The sequence below is a fragment of the Streptococcus sp. 9903 genome (assembly GCF_013276625.1).
Lineage (GTDB): Bacteria > Bacillota > Bacilli > Lactobacillales > Streptococcaceae > Streptococcus.
The window spans coordinates 1-18,754 of record NZ_VMLI01000031.1; the positions used below are offsets into that span (position 1 = coordinate 1).

15 protein-coding genes are annotated in these 18,754 nt (G+C 39.6%); 14 read left to right on the forward strand and 1 reads right to left on the reverse strand.

Features of this window, described 5'->3' with window-relative positions; translation table 11 throughout:
* Positions 1-231 precede the first annotated feature (231 nt).
* The 13 genes from HT696_RS09575 (at position 232) to HT696_RS09635 (ending at position 15,402) form a co-directional block, all read left to right on the forward strand.
* Positions 232-7,926: a Rib/alpha-like domain-containing protein gene (locus tag HT696_RS09575; RefSeq protein WP_173283603.1), complete on the forward strand. Its 7,695-nt coding sequence runs from the start codon at positions 232-234 to the stop codon at positions 7,924-7,926.
* A 163-nt stretch (positions 7,927-8,089) separates the two neighbouring features.
* A complete protein-coding gene (gene rpsF / locus HT696_RS09580) occupies positions 8,090-8,380 on the forward strand; it encodes a 30S ribosomal protein S6 (RefSeq protein WP_001151785.1) in 291 nt (96 codons plus the stop codon).
* An 11-nt stretch (positions 8,381-8,391) separates the two neighbouring features.
* Positions 8,392-8,862: a single-stranded DNA-binding protein SsbA gene (ssbA, locus tag HT696_RS09585; RefSeq protein WP_000609606.1), complete on the forward strand. Its 471-nt coding sequence runs from the start codon at positions 8,392-8,394 to the stop codon at positions 8,860-8,862.
* 31 nt (positions 8,863-8,893) lie between these two features.
* On the forward strand, positions 8,894-9,133 hold the full coding sequence (gene rpsR, locus HT696_RS09590; RefSeq protein WP_000068664.1) for a 30S ribosomal protein S18: 240 nt from the start codon (positions 8,894-8,896) through the stop codon (positions 9,131-9,133).
* Between the two features lie 172 nt (positions 9,134-9,305).
* On the forward strand, positions 9,306-9,809 hold the full coding sequence (locus HT696_RS09595) for a GNAT family N-acetyltransferase (RefSeq protein ID WP_164226942.1): 504 nt from the start codon (positions 9,306-9,308) through the stop codon (positions 9,807-9,809).
* An 82-nt stretch (positions 9,810-9,891) separates the two neighbouring features.
* The gene (locus HT696_RS09600) at positions 9,892-11,292 is read left to right on the forward strand and encodes a bifunctional Cof-type HAD-IIB family hydrolase/peptidylprolyl isomerase (protein WP_173282692.1); all 1,401 of its coding nucleotides are present in this window, start codon (positions 9,892-9,894) and stop codon (positions 11,290-11,292) included.
* A 1-nt stretch (position 11,293) separates the two neighbouring features.
* A complete protein-coding gene (locus tag HT696_RS09605) occupies positions 11,294-11,653 on the forward strand; it encodes a S1 RNA-binding domain-containing protein (protein WP_050246774.1) in 360 nt (119 codons plus the stop codon).
* A gap of 53 nt (positions 11,654-11,706) precedes the next feature.
* Positions 11,707-12,456 (forward strand): tRNA1(Val) (adenine(37)-N6)-methyltransferase, encoded by a 750-nt coding sequence (locus HT696_RS09610; RefSeq protein WP_042901322.1) that lies wholly within the window; start codon positions 11,707-11,709, stop codon positions 12,454-12,456.
* Positions 12,446-12,742 carry a GIY-YIG nuclease family protein gene (locus HT696_RS09615; protein WP_173282693.1) on the forward strand — a complete coding sequence of 99 codons (297 nt, stop codon included), beginning with the start codon at positions 12,446-12,448 and terminating at the stop codon, positions 12,740-12,742. Before HT696_RS09610 ends, HT696_RS09615 begins: the two co-directional genes overlap by 11 nt.
* Before the next feature lie 201 nt (positions 12,743-12,943).
* Entirely contained in the window at positions 12,944-13,879 is a 936-nt protein-coding gene (locus HT696_RS09620; protein WP_173282694.1) for a manganese-dependent inorganic pyrophosphatase, read from the forward strand.
* An 86-nt stretch (positions 13,880-13,965) separates the two neighbouring features.
* The gene (locus HT696_RS09625) at positions 13,966-14,478 is read left to right on the forward strand and encodes a YiiX/YebB-like N1pC/P60 family cysteine hydrolase (RefSeq protein WP_173282695.1); all 513 of its coding nucleotides are present in this window, start codon (positions 13,966-13,968) and stop codon (positions 14,476-14,478) included.
* Complete coding sequence (locus HT696_RS09630; RefSeq protein ID WP_173282696.1) at positions 14,462-15,112, forward strand: DUF1803 domain-containing protein; 651 nt, start codon at positions 14,462-14,464, stop codon at positions 15,110-15,112. Before HT696_RS09625 ends, HT696_RS09630 begins: the two co-directional genes overlap by 17 nt.
* A 98-nt stretch (positions 15,113-15,210) precedes the next feature.
* Positions 15,211-15,402 (forward strand): CsbD family protein, encoded by a 192-nt coding sequence (locus HT696_RS09635; protein ID WP_000051193.1) that lies wholly within the window; start codon positions 15,211-15,213, stop codon positions 15,400-15,402.
* Between the two features lie 48 nt (positions 15,403-15,450).
* On the opposite strand, the gene HT696_RS09640 is transcribed toward HT696_RS09635, so the two are convergent.
* Positions 15,451-16,896 carry a UDP-N-acetylmuramoyl-L-alanyl-D-glutamate--L-lysine ligase gene (locus tag HT696_RS09640; RefSeq protein ID WP_173282697.1) on the reverse strand — a complete coding sequence of 482 codons (1,446 nt, stop codon included), beginning with the start codon at positions 16,894-16,896 and terminating at the stop codon, positions 15,451-15,453.
* Positions 16,897-17,001: 105 nt separating this feature from the next.
* Here HT696_RS09640 and HT696_RS09645 point away from each other — a divergent pair, with 105 nt between their 5' ends.
* Positions 17,002-18,624 (forward strand): polysaccharide biosynthesis protein, encoded by a 1,623-nt coding sequence (locus HT696_RS09645; RefSeq protein WP_173282698.1) that lies wholly within the window; start codon positions 17,002-17,004, stop codon positions 18,622-18,624.
* Positions 18,625-18,754 lie beyond the last annotated feature (130 nt).

Genomic DNA, 18,754 nt, shown 5'->3' on the forward strand with positions numbered 1-18,754 from the left:
AAATCCGTTTTAGACTAATTTCCACTTCGGTTAGGCGAGTGGAAGTTACTTTGAGAAGTTAGCGAAGAAAATTTTAGATTTTTAGTTACGTCATAATGTTTGATTTGTAGATAAAAAAAGAGTATAATAAATTAAGCCCATTTAAAATATGCTACGATATTTTAGGGAGAGGCTTTTTATTTGCCTTCTCAAAACATATTAACAGATAATCATTACAAAAGGAGTGTAGCAATGTTTAAGAATAAAGGCGTACATGCTCGTTCACAAGTGGAAAAATTTACACGTTATAGCATTCGTAAGGTTAGTTTTGGGGTAGCTAGTGTAGCTGTAGCTACAGGATTGTTTTTCTTAGGTGGGGGCAACGTTCAAGCGAATTCTCCAGTAGTTCCAGCTAGACCAGAAGTAGGTGCTGAAGGAGGAGTACAGGGAGAGAGTGAATCGCTCTCACTTTCAAAAGTGAATGACAATACACTAGCTAGTGAAAGTTCGACAGACTCAGAAATGGAACCGCCGGCATCAGTTCCAGAGGTGCCAGCAACTGTGGAACCACAACCAGAAACAGCAATTGAAGCGTCAGAAGTTACAAAGGTTGATACAAGCAAATTGGGAGTTGCTATTGCTCGTATGCAATCAGCTCTTGAAAAAGCAGGCGTATCTGAAAAGACTGCCGCAACCATCGAAAATGCTAAGGAAGAACTAGCTAAGACTCAAACCTTCCTATCAAATGAAAAAGTAACACAAGAAGAAGTAGATAAAGCTACGCGAGAATTAAAAAACAAAGCTTTCGTTATTGAAAGTATGCCAAAAGCAGAAAAGAAGGAAGCAAACAATAATCAAGACTCGCGTAATGGACAAGCGATTCCAGGAAAAGGGGAAAGTGGGTTTAGAGAGGCTACAGGTGCTCAAGAAACTCCGCTTGCAGATGTAGCAAGAGTATCAGATGATGAACTGACAAAAGCTAAACAAGAATTACAAGGTGAAATTACAAAACTTACGGCTAAAATCTCTACTGAGGAAGCAAAGGGAGAGGGTGAGATAGATAAAGAATTTGTTGAACTTTTGAACACGATTAAGACTAAGTCAGAAACTATTTATAACGTAGAAATAGCTAGTCTAACAACTGAAAAAGAAAAGCATGCTGCTCTCCAAAAGCTAAAAGCTCAAAAAGATACTCTTCGTTATTATCAATCAGGTAAAGTTGATTGGGGTGCACCAATCAATAATAATGCTGTTAGATTTGGGAATAATAATGAAACAGGTGTTTTTGCAAATTTAAAGGAAGGTTTTGGTGAACAGAACTTCTCTAGTGCTATTAGTAAACAAAAAGATAGTGGGGATCAACAATTAGGTCCGGATACTAATAGTCCGAATGTTGGTTCAGCTACATATCATTGGAAGGAACTAGAACTTACCAGAGAACAGGCAGCAGATGGCACCAAGCTAAATGGTTGGAAATTAACAAATAATACAGAAAAGGTGACTCTAGTAAAAGGAGAATCCCCTACCAATATCACCCCTAAACCTAACCAAACCTACACTCCGAAATCTGCTAAGCTATATAGCAATAATGATAAAGTAACAGCCACTGGTGGACAAAATAGACCTAATGCAGGTGGTGGTATGTTATCTGGGTTAATTTCTGCAGAGGACATGAAAAAAGTGGGATTAGGAAGGGTTGATAGAGACTATTACTTAGAGTTAGGGAAGAAAGGTAATGGAATTTATCGAGATGTGGATGTTAACCCTAACTCTCTGCTCTTTGTGAATGTTTTACATAATGGAGCTTATGGACCACTTGCTCTACCATCAGAAGGAGAAAATGTTAAATTAACAATAGTAGATGCTTATACTGGTCAAAAACTAACGGAATTGAAGCGTAAAAGTGGAAATTCACAAACGGAGTTTGAGCAAAATCCTGGCAGTGTCGGAAATGGTTGGCGAAATTTACTTCGTGCTGTCCATATCCCAGAGGGAACCACAAAAGTTCGTGTGATTGTTGAAGCAGGAAGTCCAGGACAAACCAACAAAACACTTGGCAATAACCCTATCGAAGATGGTTATATCATTGGAGGTATCGGGATTGCTACAGGTCCAGCCGTTAATATTTCAACTAATATCACTAGTGAAAAGAAATCTGGGAAATATGGGTTTACCGATGATGCTATATATGGTAAAAAACAAACAGGAACAATTGATTTAAACATACGAAACTTAGGTGGAGCATCTATCACTGAATTCCAAAGCACCTATCAAGTAACGATTAAAGTTCCAAAAGGTGTAGTATTGGGAACTTTAAATGCCAATGGGAAAACGTTAGATTTAAACCAAGCTAATGGACAGGCTGCTTATGAATTAAACAATACTTGGACAACTAATTTTAGATTTGATAAAAACAAGTCAGAACTAAGTTTTGGGATAAACTCTAAAAGAAGAGACATTTTAGCTGGAGATAGACGTTCAAAAGACTTTATTGTTAAAATTCCATTTGAAACAACAGCAGATTATGTGGGTAGTTCTACCTTTGAAGTTTCAGGTCAAAATGGATTTCCAGGAGATGATACTTTGGGAAATGTTCTCCATAAATACGGAAATAATGATTCCAATTTTTATGATGTTCCAGAAAATGTCAATGCTCCAAGTCTTAAATATTCAAATGAACCGAACTACAAATATAAAAAGACCTTGTATATCGATTCATTTACTGATGTTGATAACATCACTGTTCCAGTCGGAACTAGTTTAGATAAGATCAAGGAGCTATCTAAATTAAAAGCGAAAGAAAAGATTGAATCAGAAGAATACAAGAGAAAACTGGATGAAACTAATGCTACGGCTACTCTAGATGATCAAGGAATGTCTACGGGAGTTGTTGCTACTGACGTAGCGAAAGAGAATGCCGGTGTTATAAAAGTGCCAGTAGTTCATAGTCGAGATGGAAAAAATTATAAAAATACTGTAGATATAGAAGTAAATGTAGTGAAATCAACTACCAATAAGTTAGTAGTATTCGAAGGAGACAAGATTACTGATGACCAAGTGAAATCTTCTGTTACATCAGCAACAATTAATACTAAAACTGGAGTGGTGAATAATCCTAATGAAGCAGATGTGATTAATACAACAGGAAAAGCTGGGGAAGCAGGACTTAAGATTCCTACAACTATCACACATGAAATAAATGGAACAAACATTAATGAAACTGTTGAAGTCCCAGTAACTGTCTTACCAAAAGCAACTGGTGAAGTAGAAGTACACAAAGGAGCCTCAGTAGATAAAGTAAAAGAAGTTGCTAAAACAAAAGCGACAGAAGTAGCAACATCAGCTGATTTCAAAGCTAAATTACCAGAAGGTTTTAAAGATGTAGTGGTTGGTGAGATTACAGAAAAAGTTTTAGCAACAATGACTGCAGAAAAAGGAACAAAAAGAGGGACAGTAAAAGTTCCAGTAACTTACACAGTAGATGGCGTTGAATATACAAAAGATGCTGAAATTACTGTAAACGTTAAAGGTTCTGAAACTAAATCTGTCTACGTTGTAGAAGGTCAAAAACTAGATCCAGCTAAAGTAAAAGAAGCAGTTACACCAGGTAAAGGTGGAACAGTACAAGATCCAACGGATGCGAATTTACCAGATACAACAGGAAAAGTTGGAGCAACAGACGTAGTAGTACCAACTACAGTTAAATATTCAACTGGAGATGAAACTGTAAATGTCCCTGTAACAGTATTACCAAAACCAGCACCAAAAGGGGTTACGGTCTTAAACGGTACACCAAATGAAACTTTAATTGATGCGATTCGAGCAAACGTAAAAAAAGCAATAGATGGCTTGACAAATGTTCCTGAAGGTGTAACTCCATTTGTAACGAACGATGCTATTGTCACTCCAAAAACTGATAAAAATGGACAACAAACTCCAGCTACTGTTACAGTTAAATACAGAGATAATAGTGGAAAAGTTATTGATGATATTTCAGTTAACGTTGATGTTCCAATCAATGTAGTTGGTTCAACTCCAACATCTAAAGTTGTATTTGAAGGAGATGAATTAACTACCAAGGATATAACTGACGCTGTCACTCCAGGGGAAAATGGAACGAAAGGTGTGCCCAAAGATTTAGCAAAAGATATTACAGCTAAACCAGGTGTGAAAGAAGTCACAGTTCCGGTTACTTACACAGATCAAAATGGAGCAACTTTAACAGAACCAGTAAAAGTCAAAGTAATAGTTTTACCAAAATCAACACCAAAAGGAATTTTTGTTGCTAAAGATAGCGACAAGGAAAAAGCAAAAGAAAAAGTTCTTGCTAAGGCGAAAGAAGCTATTGTAGATGGTACTTTCAAAGGAAAACTTCCAGGAAATGTTACGAATGTAAGTATTGATGAGAATGTGGCAAGTCCAGATTTATCAGATGATACTGATGTAACTGTTACTGTGAAGTACACTGTTGATAGGGAAGAAAAAACAACGGTTGTTAAAGTTCCAGTAACTGTTGTAGAGGGAGTTCCTCAAATCGTTCCAGTGGATGAAAACAATAAACAACCAAATCCAGAAAACAGTATTGATAAAACAGAATATCCAGATGATTCAACATTTGAATATGATCCAAAAACTCCAGTGAATACCACAATGCCTGGTGATTATACAGTCAATGTCATTGTAAAAGATAAAGAGGGTAATCCTATTGCAGAAGTCCCAGCAACTGTACGTGTTGTAGAAAGCTATCCACAATTTGTGCCAGTAGACAAGGATAAAAAACAACCAGCTGTTGAAGGAAGTATTGATCCTAAAGCCTTCCCTAAAGATACAGAGTTTACTTATGAAACTCCTGTAGATACAACAAGACCAGGCGAAAAAGATGTGGTAGTTGTAGCGAAGATTGGCGATGAAGTTATTGCAAAAGTCCCAGCAAAAGTGATGGTCGTTGAACCTAAGACACAATACGTAGTAGCAGATCCAAGTAAACCGCAACCAGATGCTTCTAAGAGTATTGATCCAGAACAATACCCAGATGGAATAACATTTGAGTACAAGACACCTGTAGACACAACAACGCCGGGCGAAAAAGATGTGGTTGTCGTTGCGAAAGATGGAGATGATACACTTGTTGAAGTTCCAACAAAAGTGAAAGTTGTACAAGGTTACCCACAAATCGTTCCAGTTGATGAAGGTAAAAAACAACCATCACCTGAAGATAGTATTGATACGGATGATTATCCAAAAGATGCAACATTTGAGTACAAAGAAGAAGTAGATACAACTACACCAGGTGATAAGAAAGTTACTGTTGTTGTGAAACAAGGGGATAAGGTATTAGTTGAAGTACCATCTACAGTACGTGTAGTAGAAAGTTATCCTAAATATGTACCAGTAGATCCAGCTAAGAAACAGCCAGATCCAAAAGAAAACATTAATCCAAATGATTTCCCAACTGGAACAACATTTGAATATAAAGATAACACTCCAGTAGATACAACAACACCAGGTGAGAAACCTGTAACAGTAGTAGCTAAGTTGAATGGACAACCAATTACAGAAATTCCAGCGACAATTGTAGTAGTAGAACCGAAGATACAATATGTGCCAGTTGATAAATCAAACAAACAACCAGATGCATCTAAGAGTATTGATCCTGAACAATATCCAGATGAAATTACATTTGGATATAAGACTCCAGTGGACACAACAACGCCAGGCGAAAAAGATGTAGTCGTTGTTGCCAAAGATGGAGATGACACACTTGTTGAAGTACCAGCTAAGGTTAAAGTAGTAGAAGGAAAAGAACAATTAATTCCTATTAATGCTACAGGTGAAAATCAACCAAAACCGAAAGATAGTATCACACCAAGTGACTATCCAGAAGGGTCAACGTTTGAATACAAAGTTCCAGAAGGACAAACAACTCCATATGATGGAACAACTCCAGGGGATAAACCAGTTACAGTTGTAGTAAAAGATAAAAATGGTAATGTATTAGTAGAAGTTCCAGCAACCATTAAAGTAGTGGAAGCTAAACCAAAACCAATCGAAACCCCAGTGACGAATACACCTTTAACAAAAGAGGATATTTCTAAATATGTTAAAGTTCCTGCAGAAGGCAGGGTAACGAATGTTGAGAACATTCCAGACTTAACAACTCCAGGTAAGAAAGATCCAGTTAAAGTAACGGTAGAATTACCAAATAGGAAAGTAATTACAGTGGAAGTCCCAGTGAACGTAACACCAGTGAAGGAAATTGAAACTCCGGTTACGAAGACTCCATTAACATCAGAGGATTACACTAAAGGCATCAAGATTCCTGCAGAAGGCAAGGTAACGAATGTTGAGAACATTCCAGACTTAACAACACCAGGTAAGAAAGATCCAGTTAAAGTCACTGTGGAATTACCAAATGGCAAAGTAGTTACGGTAGAAGTACCGGTTAATGTAACACCAATCACTCCAATTGAAACACCAGTTACAAAAGATAAATTGACTCCAGAGGATGTATTAAAACAAATTAAAGTACCAGACGGAGCAACAGTTAAGGTAGGAGATCTTCCAGACTTAACAACACCAGGTAAGAAAGATCCAGTAAAAGTAACGATTACATTACCAAATGACAAAGTAGTTACGGTAGAAGTACCAGTGAATGTAACACCTATTGAAGATATTGTTAAAAAACAAGGTGATCCAATTACTGCTGAGGATGTTGAAAAACACATTCCAAAAGGAGTAAAAGTTATCTCAATTGGAGATAAACCTACAACAGATGTTCCAGGTGAAAGACCAAGTATTCCAGTTGTAGTTGAATTGCCAAATGGAATTCGAGTAACGATGAATATCCCAGTAATCGTAACGCCGAAAGTAACACCTGTAGTAGTTTCAGTAGGAACGCCTGTAACGTCAGAAGATGTTAAGAAACATATCGAATTGCCAAAAGGATGGACTGTAACAAAAGTGGGCGAAATTCCAACGACTACAACACCAGGAACAAAACCAGTTGTTTCAGTGGAAATTGAATTACCAGATGGACGTAAGATTACAGTCGACGTACCGGTAATCGTAACACCAACTGTAAGACAAATTGTTGTACCACAAGGAACTCCAATCACACCAGATGATGTAAAAGGTCATATTGATTTACCAAAAGAGCCAGGATGGGAAATTGTAGAAGTAGGAGAAATCCCAACAACAATTCCAGCTGGAGTAAAACCAAGCGTTAAAGTGAAAATTAAAGTTCCAACTGGTGAGATAATTGAAGTAGATGTACCAGTCATCGTAACACCAAAAGTAACGCCTATTGTAGTAGAAGTGGGAACACCAATTACTGAAGAAGATGTTAAGAAGAAAGTAGATCTACCAGAAGGTTGGGAAATTGTAGAAGTAGGAGAAATTCCAACAACTGAAACACCTGTAGTAAAACCAGTGGTTAAAGTGAAAGTAAAATTACCGGATGGTCGTATTATTACAGTCGACGTACCAGTAACAGTAACACCTAAATCACAAAATGGTGGAGGAGTCATTGCACAAAATGGTGATTCAACAGTTCAAATTGTAACGGAATACCTAGATGAAAATGGTAACCGAATTACTTCAGATAAAGAAGGAAAACACAATCCGATAGAGTTGGAAGGATATGAATATAGTCATTCGACAACGGATGCTAAAGGAAATACCCTACATCACTATCAGAAAGTGACAAACCCAATCAATCAAGAGCAACCAAGCTCTCCAGTGACTCCTACAAGTCCAGAAAAACCAGTAGCTACTCCAGTTCAGACAAGTTCTACAGATTCTAAACCAGTAGCTGAAACAACCGTATCCAATGATAAGAAGGAATTGCCAAATACTGGTACAGAGGATAAGGCTGGTTTAGCTAGTCTTGGACTTCTTGGAATGTTGAGTGCATTCGGACTTCTTTCTCGTAAGAAAAAAGAAGACTAAAAACTCATAGTTTTTGAGAAGATGATTCGTCATCTTCTTTTTTTATTTTAGTGTTTTTACTTGCGTAAAAAAATATTTTCTAGTATAATAGTTTATTGTGAGCGAACCTCACTTACCCCTTGCAAAGTCTTGGGGTCATTAGACCAAAAGGAGGAACATATCAATGGCTAAATACGAAATTCTTTATATCATTCGTCCAAACATTGAAGAAGAAGCTAAAAACGCTTTGGTAGCACGTTTTGACTCTATTTTGACTGACAACGGTGCAACTGTTGTTGAATCAAAAACTTGGGAAAAACGTCGTCTTGCATACGAAATCCAAGATTTCCGTGAAGGACTTTACCACATCGTTAACGTTGAAGCAAACGACGATGCAGCTCTTAAAGAGTTTGACCGTCTTTCAAAAATCAACGCTGACATTCTTCGTCACATGATCGTCAAAATTGACGCGTAAGAAGGTAAACTATGATTAACAATGTTGTACTTGTAGGGCGTATGACACGTGACGCTGAGTTGCGTTATACCCCATCAAATGTAGCAGTTGCGACTTTTACTCTTGCAGTAAACCGTACATTTAAGAGTCAAAATGGCGAACGTGAGGCTGATTTTATCAATGTCGTTATGTGGCGCCAACAGGCTGAGAACCTTGCTAATTGGGCTAAAAAAGGCTCACTTATCGGGGTGACAGGTCGTATCCAGACTCGTAGTTACGATAACCAGCAAGGACAACGTGTCTACGTGACAGAGGTCGTGGCTGAGAATTTCCAAATGTTGGAAAGCCGTAGTGTGCGTGAAGGTCATACAGGTGGAGCTTACTCTGCCCCAACTGCAAACTATTCAGCACCTACAAATTCAGTACCAGACTTTTCACGTGATGAAAATCCATTTGGAGCAACAAATCCATTGGATATTTCAGATGATGATTTACCATTCTAATGGACAACTAAAATTATAAAGGAGAAAAAACATGGCTCAACAACGTCGTGGCGGATTCAAACGCCGTAAAAAAGTTGATTACATCGCAGCAAACAAAATTGAATATGTTGATTACAAAGATACTGAGCTTCTTAGCCGTTTCGTTTCAGAACGTGGGAAAATCCTTCCTCGTCGTGTAACAGGAACTTCAGCTAAAAACCAACGTAAAGTAACAACAGCTATCAAACGCGCTCGCGTAATGGCTTTGATGCCTTTCGTAAACGAAGATTAAAAAAAAGACCCCGACGGGTCTTTTTTTCAGGTCCGGGTGGATCTCTTTTTCACGAGCCTTGAAATGAGAATGCGAGTTGGGGTCCACTGGACCTCTTTTTTCACGAGATAGTTTTTTCTGATCTTGGCGTGCTATAATGGTAATAGAAAGAGTAAAGGTGGGTAAGTCAAAGATGAATTGTACGATTAGAAATATGATTAAGTCTGATATTGAATCCTTATCTCATGGATTTATCAATCAAGGTTGGCCTGGTAGAGAGGAAATTTTGGCTAGATATTTTCTGGAACAGGAAAGTGGGGAGAGAGAAGTCTTAGTTGCAGAGATTGATGGTGCTGTAGCGGGTTACGTTACCATTTTGCCCTCTGCTAAACATGGTCCTTTTGCAGAAGTCTATCCAGAATTATCAGATTTTAATGTGTTTGAGCCTTTTCGAAATCAAGGGATTGGGAGTCAACTGCTAGAAGAAGCAGAAAAACGAGTCAAGTTTGTTTCGAGTAAGGTCACTCTTGGTGTAGGTTTACACTTAGGCTATGGCCCTGCCCAGAGATTGTATATCAGACGGGGCTACATTCCAGATGGGACAGGTGTCTGGTATCGAAATCAACCCTTGGAAATGAATGCTACTATTCAAAATAATGATGATTTAGTTCTGTACTTATCCAAGAAGTTCGAATAAGAGATAGCGAATTTCTTTGAAAATAGGGGATTTAGCTACTTTATGGTATAATGGAAAGAGTTAGATTGAAAGAGGTAGTGAGATGGATGCCAAATTAAGATATAAGGCAAAGAAGATCAAGATTGTCTTTTTTGATATTGATGATACCTTGCGAAATTCCAAGACTGGTTTTATTCCGTCTTCAATCCCAGCTGTTTTTAAGCAATTACGTGAGAAAGGAATTTTGACAGGTATTGCTTCTGGACGGGGGATTTTTGGTGTCGTGCCAGAAATTCGTGAACTCAAGCCTGACTTTTTTGTGACCTTGAATGGGGCCTATATTGAAGATAAAAAAGGCCAGATCATTTATCAACATAAGATTGAGAAATCAGATGTTGAGGAGTATATTTCTTGGGCCAAGCAAGAGGGAATTGAGTATGGTTTGGTTGGGAGTCATGATGCCAAGTTGTCGACTCGCACCGATATGATTAGTGAAGCTATCAATCCAATTTACCCCGATTTGGATGTGGATCCAGATTTCCATGAAAAAGAAGATATTTATCAGATGTGGACTTTTGAAGATAAAGGAGATGACTTGCACTTGCCTGACAGTCTCTTAGACAAACTTCGCATGGTTCGTTGGCATGAGCATTCGTCTGATATTGTGCCGATTTCAGGCTCCAAAGCGACGGGTGTGGAAAAGGTTGTGGAACACCTTGGCTTGAAACCAGACAATGTCATGGTTTTTGGAGATGGGCTGAATGACTTGGAACTCTTTGATTATGCTGGAATCAGCGTTGCAATGGGAATTTCTCATGATAACATCAAAGAAAAAGCAGATTATATTACAAAAACATTAGAAGAAGATGGCATTTTTGATGCCTTAGAAGGATTTGGTATGGTAGAAAAAGAATTGCATTTTCCACAAGTAGACATTGAAACAGTAGAAGGTCCTATCGCGACTATTAAGACCAATCACGGAGACTTGCGTATCAAGCTTTTCCCTGAACATGCTCCTAAAACAGTAGCTAACTTTGTTGCACTTTCAAAAGATGGCTACTATGATGGAGTCATTTTCCATCGTATTATCAAGGACTTTATGATCCAAGGTGGAGACCCAACTGGAACTGGTATGGGTGGCGAGTCAATCTACGGCGAATCATTTGAGGATGAATTCTCAGAAGAACTTTACAATATTCGCGGTGCTCTTTCCATGGCCAATGCTGGTCCAAATACCAACGGCAGCCAGTTCTTTATCGTCCAAAATCAACACCTGCCATACTCTAAGAAAGAAATTGCTCGTGGTGGTTGGCCAGAACCGATTGCAGAAATCTATGCTAACCAAGGTGGGACACCTCACCTAGACCGTCGTCATACTGTTTTTGGTCAGCTAGCTGATGAAGCTTCTTACGCTGTCTTGGATGCCATTGCTGCTGTTGAGACAGGAGCTATGGACAAGCCAGTTGAAGATGTTGTGATTGAAACAATTGAAATCGAGGACTAAGATGAAAATCGGTGATAAGCTAAAGGGGCGTATTACAGGGATTCAGCCCTACGGTGCCTTTGTTGAGCTAGAGACGGGTGATACGGGGCTGATTCACATTTCAGAGATTCGAACAGGATTTATTGAAAATATTCATGACGCCTTGAAAGTCGATGAAGAGGTTCAGGTTCAGGTAGTAGATTTAGATGAATTTACAGGGAAAGCCAGTCTTTCTATCCGCACTTTGGAGGAAGAAAAGCACCAGTTTCCGAGACGGAGACGCTTTTCAAGCGACCGCTTTAACTACGGCTTTGCGCCCTTTCGACGAATGCTACCAATCTGGACTAGAGAAGCCCTGCACCATTTAAAAAAGAAGAAGTAGTTTAGAGTTTTATATTTTTTGTAATGTTAATATAAATCTGCTATAATAGAACCATGGAAGAAGAACAATTATTAAAATCAGGGGAGCGCATTAACCAGCTCTTTTCGACAGATATTAAAATCATTCAAAATAGAGAGGTTTTTAGCTATTCGGTGGATAGTGTTCTCTTGTCACGTTTTCCACGTTTTCCTAAAAAGGGCTTGATAGTGGATTTCTGCGCTGGAAATGGAGCAGTTGGGCTATTTGCTAGCACTCGGACTCAGGCACAGATTTTGGCTGTTGAGATTCAGGAGCGTTTGGCAGATATGGCTGAACGCTCTGTCCGTTTGAATGGATTAGAGGAGCAGATGCAGGTCATCTGTGATGATTTGAAAAATATGCCTGCTTACATCCAGGGAAGTAAGGTGGATATGATTTTGTGTAATCCGCCCTATTTCAAGGTGGATCCTCATTCCAACTTAAATGAGAGTGAACATTATCTCTTGGCGCGCCATGAAATCACGACCAATTTGCAGGAAATCTGTCGTAGTGCCCAGAGTATTCTCAAGTCTAATGGACGGTTGGCCATGGTTCATCGTCCTGACCGACTCTTGGACATTCTGGATATGTTGCAACGACATAATCTAGCACCTAAGCGCCTGCAGTTTGTTTATCCAAAGAGGGAAAAGGAAGCCAATATGCTTTTGATTGAGGCTATCAAGGATGGCTCGACAAGTGGCTTTAAGGTCTTGCCACCTCTCATTGTGCACAATGATGATGGTTCTTATACGCCTGAACTCGAAGAGATTTATTATGGATCATAAGGCTTATATGTATGTGCTGGAGTGCTGTGATGGCTCCTACTATACGGGTTATACTACTGACGTGAGAAAACGCCTCGCGGTCCACAATAGTGGGAAGGGAGCCAAATACACACGAGCCCGCTTGCCAGTCAAACTTATCTATGCTCAAGGTTTTGCCAGTAAGGAAGAAGCCATGTCAGCTGAAGCCCTTCTCAAGCGTAAGAAACGACCACAGAAGGAGCAATTTTTATCTGAAAATCAAGATAGAAATTTGCTCATACTCAATGAAAATCAAAGAGCAAACTAGGAAGCTAGCCGTAGGTTGCTCAAAGCACTGCTTTGAGGTTGNNCATATATAATCCAAGGCGAAGCTGACGTGGTTTGAAGAGATTTTCGAAGAATATCAGTTATTTTGAAGAATTGTGAGGAGTCCTTTGACTCCTCTTACTTTTGTCAAAAAGCGAAAAAAATGCTACAATAAAGAGAATAAACAAAATGAGGTATTATCATGTCTAAGATTCTAGTATTTGGTCACCAAAATCCAGACTCAGATGCCATCGGGTCATCTGTAGCCTTTGCCTACCTTGCAAAAGAAGCTTACGGTTTGGATACGGAAGCTGTTGCCCTTGGAACTCCAAATGAAGAAACAGCCTTTGTCTTGAACTATTTTGGTGTGGAAGCGCCGCGTGTTATCACTTCTGCCAAAGCAGAAGGTGCAGAGCAAGTTATCCTGACTGACCACAATGAATTCCAACAATCTGTATCAGATATCGCTGAAGTAGAAGTTTATGGTGTTGTAGACCACCACCGTGTGGCTAACTTTGAAACTGCAAGCCCACTTTACATGCGTTTGGAGCCAGTTGGGTCAGCTTCTTCAATCGTTTACCGTATGTTCAAAGAACACGGTGTAGCTGTTCCTAAAGAGATTGCTGGTTTGATGCTTTCAGGTTTGATTTCAGATACCCTTCTTTTGAAATCACCAACAACACACCCAACAGATAAAGTCATTGCTCCTGAATTGGCTGAATTAGCTGGTGTCAACTTGGAAGAATATGGTTTGGCTATGTTGAAAGCTGGTACCAACTTGGCTAGTAAATCTGCTGAAGAATTGATTGACATCGATGCTAAGACATTTGAATTGAACGGAAATAATGTCCGTGTTGCCCAAGTGAACACAGTTGACATCGCTGAAGTTTTGGAACGCCAAGCAGAAATTGAAGCTGCAATGCAAGCTGCTAACGCAGCAAACGGCTACTCTGACTTTGTCTTGATGATTACAGATATCGTCAACTCAAACTCAGAAATCTTGGCTCTTGGTGCCAATATAGGCAAGGTCGAAGCAGCTTTCAACTTCAAACTTGAAAACAACCATGCCTTCCTTGCAGGTGCTGTTTCACGTAAGAAACAAGTGGTACCTCAATTGACTGAAAGTTTTAATGCCTAAGACTTTGGGTGTCAGTTCAAAATAGGAAAGTTTAGTTTGAATTATATCGAAAGGAGTTTCGGCTCCTTTTTTTCTAGGAGTGAAGCATGTTAGCAAATGGCGATTTGATTTTTGTGAGAGATGAGTCAGATACGGGGCAGGCTATCCAGACTTCCACAGGCAACTATAGCCATGTTGCGATTTGTTTGGATGGGATGATTTACCACGCTAGTGGACAGGCTGGTGTAGTCTGTCAAGAACCAGCAGACTTCTTTGAGTCCAATCACTTGTACGACATCTATGTTTACCCAGAACTAGACATCCAGTCTGTCAAGGAAAGAGCTTGTAAACATCTAGGGGCACCCTACAATGCTTCTTTCTATCCAGATGGACATGGTTTCTACTGTTCCCAGTATATGGCAGAAATTCTCCCGATTTTTGAAACTATTCCCATGAAATTTGGAGATGGGGAGCAGGAGATTAGTGATTTTTGGAGAGAATATTACAGAGAACTAGGTTTGCCTGTTCCTCTAAACCAAGCTGGGACCAATCCTAGTCAGTTGGCAGCATCGCCTCTGTTAGAATGTAAAGAAAGGAATCTTCATGATTCAGATTTTTAATCCCTCTCGTTTGACGAGACAGCCATTTTTTGGAGAATTGATCCGCTATCTGGACCAGCATGATGATGTGATTCTACGAGAAATCAAGGCTCAATTTCCAGATGTAGCAGTTGATAAACTTATGGAAGAGTATATAAAGGCTGGCTTGATTCTACGGGAAAATAAGCGTTATTACCTCAATCTTCCTATGCTTAAAACACTCGATAGTCTCGAACTGGACCAAGAGATTTTTGTCAGCGAAGACAGTCCGATCTATCAAGCCTTGTTGGAGCAGAGTTTTGAGACAGAATTGCGCAATCAAACAAATGCGGCTATTTTAGTTGAAAAGACGGACTTTGCGCGAACAAAAATGACCCTGTCCAATTATTTCTACAAGGTCAAAAATCAGTATCCTTTGACAGAAAAACAGCAGGAACTTTATGCTATTTTGGGAGATGTCAATCCTGAGTATGCTCTCAAATATATGACGACTTTTTTGTTGAAATTCCTCAAAAAAGACCAGCTTATGCAGAAACGCCGAGACATCTTTGTGGACAGTTTGGTTGTCCTAGGTTATATAGTCCAAAATGAAGATGGAAAGTATGAGTTGGCTGTCGATTTTGACAAGGAGAGATTAACTTTCTATTTAGTGTGATTGCTTTTTCTGAGCACATTGTTTGACTTTATCTATCGATAAGTTTATACTAATGTAACCGATAACACATATCGGAATAAACTAAAGGAGACAATCATATGTCACTTGAAAACAAATTGGAACAAGCAACAGGCGCTGTCAAAGAAGGTTTTGGTAAAGTTACTGGAGACAGCAAGACAGAACTTGAAGGAGCTGTAGAAAAAACAGTTGCTAAGGCAAAAGACGTTGTAGAAGATGCGAAAGGTGCTGTAGAAGGTGCCGTTGAAGGTTTGAAAAACGCTTTTAAATAAAAATAGAAAAAATCAAGGGTTTCGTTTCCCTTGATTTTTTTACAATCCTTATAAATAATTTTCTGCGACGGCTGCATCTCCTGGATAGGCTTCTTTCTTGCCTTGGACGATTTGGTAGCAGTCGGCTCCCTTACCAGCGATAATGACTGCATCTAATTCTTGGCTTGTAATAGCCATAGCTGCTTTGATGGCTTCTTGGCGATCCGCAATCTTTTCAACAGGATGGCTAATATAGCCACTAATTTCATCCGCAATGGCCATTGGATCTTCATAGTTGGGGTCATCAGCAGTCAGAAAGATTTGAATCTCAGGGTGTTGATTAAGGAGGAGGCCAAAGTCCTTACGACGGCTTTCTCCCTTGTTTCCTGTCGAACCCAGAACCAGTGCAATATTTCCAGTTTGATGAGTTTCTACGACGTTTATTAGTTTTTTCAGACTGTCCCCATTGTGGGCATAGTCGATGAAGACCTTGGCGCCATTTTTCTGAGTCAGGACTTCCATACGACCAGGGACGCGAGTTGCAGCGATTCCTTTTTTGATGTCCTCAAGACTTGCTCCCAGACGGAGACAGGCAAGTCCAGCAGCGACTGCATTTTCTTGGTTGAAGTGGCCAATCAGTTGAATATCATAATCACCAGACATTTTCCCTCTAGCTGAAAAGCTAAAGGCTTTAGAATTCTCGATTTGGTTACTTGACTGGCTACCATAGAAATCATGGTCTTGATTTTCTACCTGTTCTTTTAAGACTGAGAAGTGGTCCATGTCACTGTTAATGATGACTGCTCGGCTATTTTCCATCAAGAGACGTTTGTGGTAGAAATAGTCTTCAAAGCTAGGGTGTTCAATCGGACCGATATGGTCTGGGCTGATATTGAGGAAAACTCCCACATCAAAGGTTAGACCATAGACACGTTTGACCAGATAGGCTTGACTGGAGACTTCCATGATGAGGTGGGTGCGGTCATTTTGCACAGCTTGATGCATCATATCAAAGAGGTCAATACTTTCAGGGGTTGTCAATGCAGACTTAAAGAAAGTCGTGCCATCTAAAGTTGTATTCATAGTCGAGAGCATAGCAGGTCGATGCCCTTGAGATAAGATGTTATAGGCGAAATAGGCTGCTGTTGTCTTACCCTTAGTACCAGTAAAGGCAAGGAGTTTGAGTTTTTTCTGTGGATTGCCATAAAATTCCATAGCAATCAGACTCATGGCTTTCTTAATGTCGTTCACGATAATGGCAGGAATACCAACCTCATAGTCCTTTTCAGCTACATACCAACCGAGTCCTTGAGAGATTGCTGAAAGCAGAAATTCCTTCTTAAAGGCAGCACCCTTGACGAAAAAGAGGCTCTTTTCTTTGGCCTTGCGGCTGTCGTAGCTGATGCTATCAAAAACAACTTCGCTGTAGTTGTAGTGATAATGTCCTTGGTCGATAATCTCGCGGAAGAGACCATCTTTCTTTAATATATCTAATACGGTTTCAATCTTAATCATACTTTCTATTGTAAACCGAAAGTCGCAAATTTACAAGTAACAAGGAAAAGTTTATAATGGAAGATAAGGAGTTTTTCCTAGTTATCAAAATTGAATGAGGAATCTATGTCGCACGAAAACAATCACCAGCAAGCCCAGATGTTACGGGGGACTGCTTGGCTAACGGCTAGTAACTTTATCAGTCGCCTACTCGGGGCTATTTACATCATCCCATGGTATATCTGGATGGGTTCTTATGCAGCTACGGCCAATGGTCTCTTTACAATGGGCTACAATATCTATGCCTGGTTCTTGCTGGTTTCAACAGCAGGTATTCCGGTTGCAGTGGCTAAGCAAGTTGCTAAATACAATACCATGCGAGAAGAAGAGCATAGCTTTGCCCTGATTCGGAGCTTTTTAGGCTTTATGACAGGACTAGGCCTCGTTTTTGCCCTAATCTTGTATGTCTTTGCTCCTTGGCTAGCAGACTTGTCTGGTGTGGGCAAAGATTTGATCCCAATCATGCAAAGCTTGGCTTGGGGAGTCTTGATTTTCCCATCTATGAGTGTTATCCGAGGATTTTTCCAAGGGATGAATAATCTAAAACCTTATGCCATGAGCCAAATTGCTGAGCAGGTCATTCGTGTTATCTGGATGCTCTTAGCAACCTTTATCATTATGAAGCTCGGTTCAGGAAATTACCTAGCAGCCGTTACCCAATCGACCTTTGCGGCCTTTGTCGGTATGGTAGCCAGTTTTGCAGTTTTGATTTATTTCCTTGCTCAAGAAGGTTTACTCAAAAGAGTCTTTGAAACACGAGATAAGATTGATAGCAAACACCTGTTAATGGATACGATTAAGGAAGCTATTCCTTTTATCTTGACTGGTTCGGCTATTCAGCTTTTCCAAATCTTGGACCAAAATACCTTTATCAATAGCATGAAGTGGTTTAGCAACTACAGTAATGAAGACTTAATTATCATGTTTTCTTATTTCTCAGCCAATCCTAATAAAATCACGATGATTTTGATTTCTGTAGGGGTTTCTATTGGGAGTGTCGGTTTGCCACTTTTGACGGAAAACTATGTCAAGGGGGACTTGAAGGCAGCTTCTCGTCTCGTTCAGGACAGCATTACCATGCTTTTTGTATTCCTGCTACCAGCAACGGTTGGAGTGGTTATGGTAGGAGAACCTCTTTATACAGTTTTCTATGGCAAGCCAGATAGTTTGGCCATGGGCTTGTTTGTCTTTGCAGTTTTGCAGTCTATTATTTTAGGATTGTACATGGTCTTGTCCCCAATGCTTCAGGCTATGTTCCGCAACCGCAAGGCCGTTCTCTATTTTATCTATGGTTCCATTGCCAAGCTGGTTTTACAATTACCAACCATCGCCCTCTTCCACAGTTATGGTCCCTTGATTTCAACAACCATCGCTCTCATCATTCCTAACGTCTTGATGTATCGGGATATTTGTAAGGTAACAGGTGTCAAGCGCAAGGTGATTTTGAAGCGAACCATTTTAATCAGTTTGCTGACCCTAGTCATGTTTCTGTTAATAGGAACCATCCAGTGGCTGTTAGGATTTGTCTTCCAACCAAGTGGTCGTTTGTGGAGTTTCCTTTATGTAGCCCTTGTCGGTACCATGGGTGGAGGAGTATACGGAGTCATGAGTCTCCGTACTCGTTTATTGGATAAGGTGATTGGAAAATCTCAAGCAGATCGCCTGCGAGTAAAATTTAAGCTTTCGTAAGATAGCATTTATAAATAAAAGGAATAAGTTGAACAATCTTTTAGGAGAACTTGAAACTTATTCCTTTTTTAGCGTCAAAATAGCTAAAATTATCTTTTGAAAGTAGAAGATGAGGTCTTTTTCGATTTTT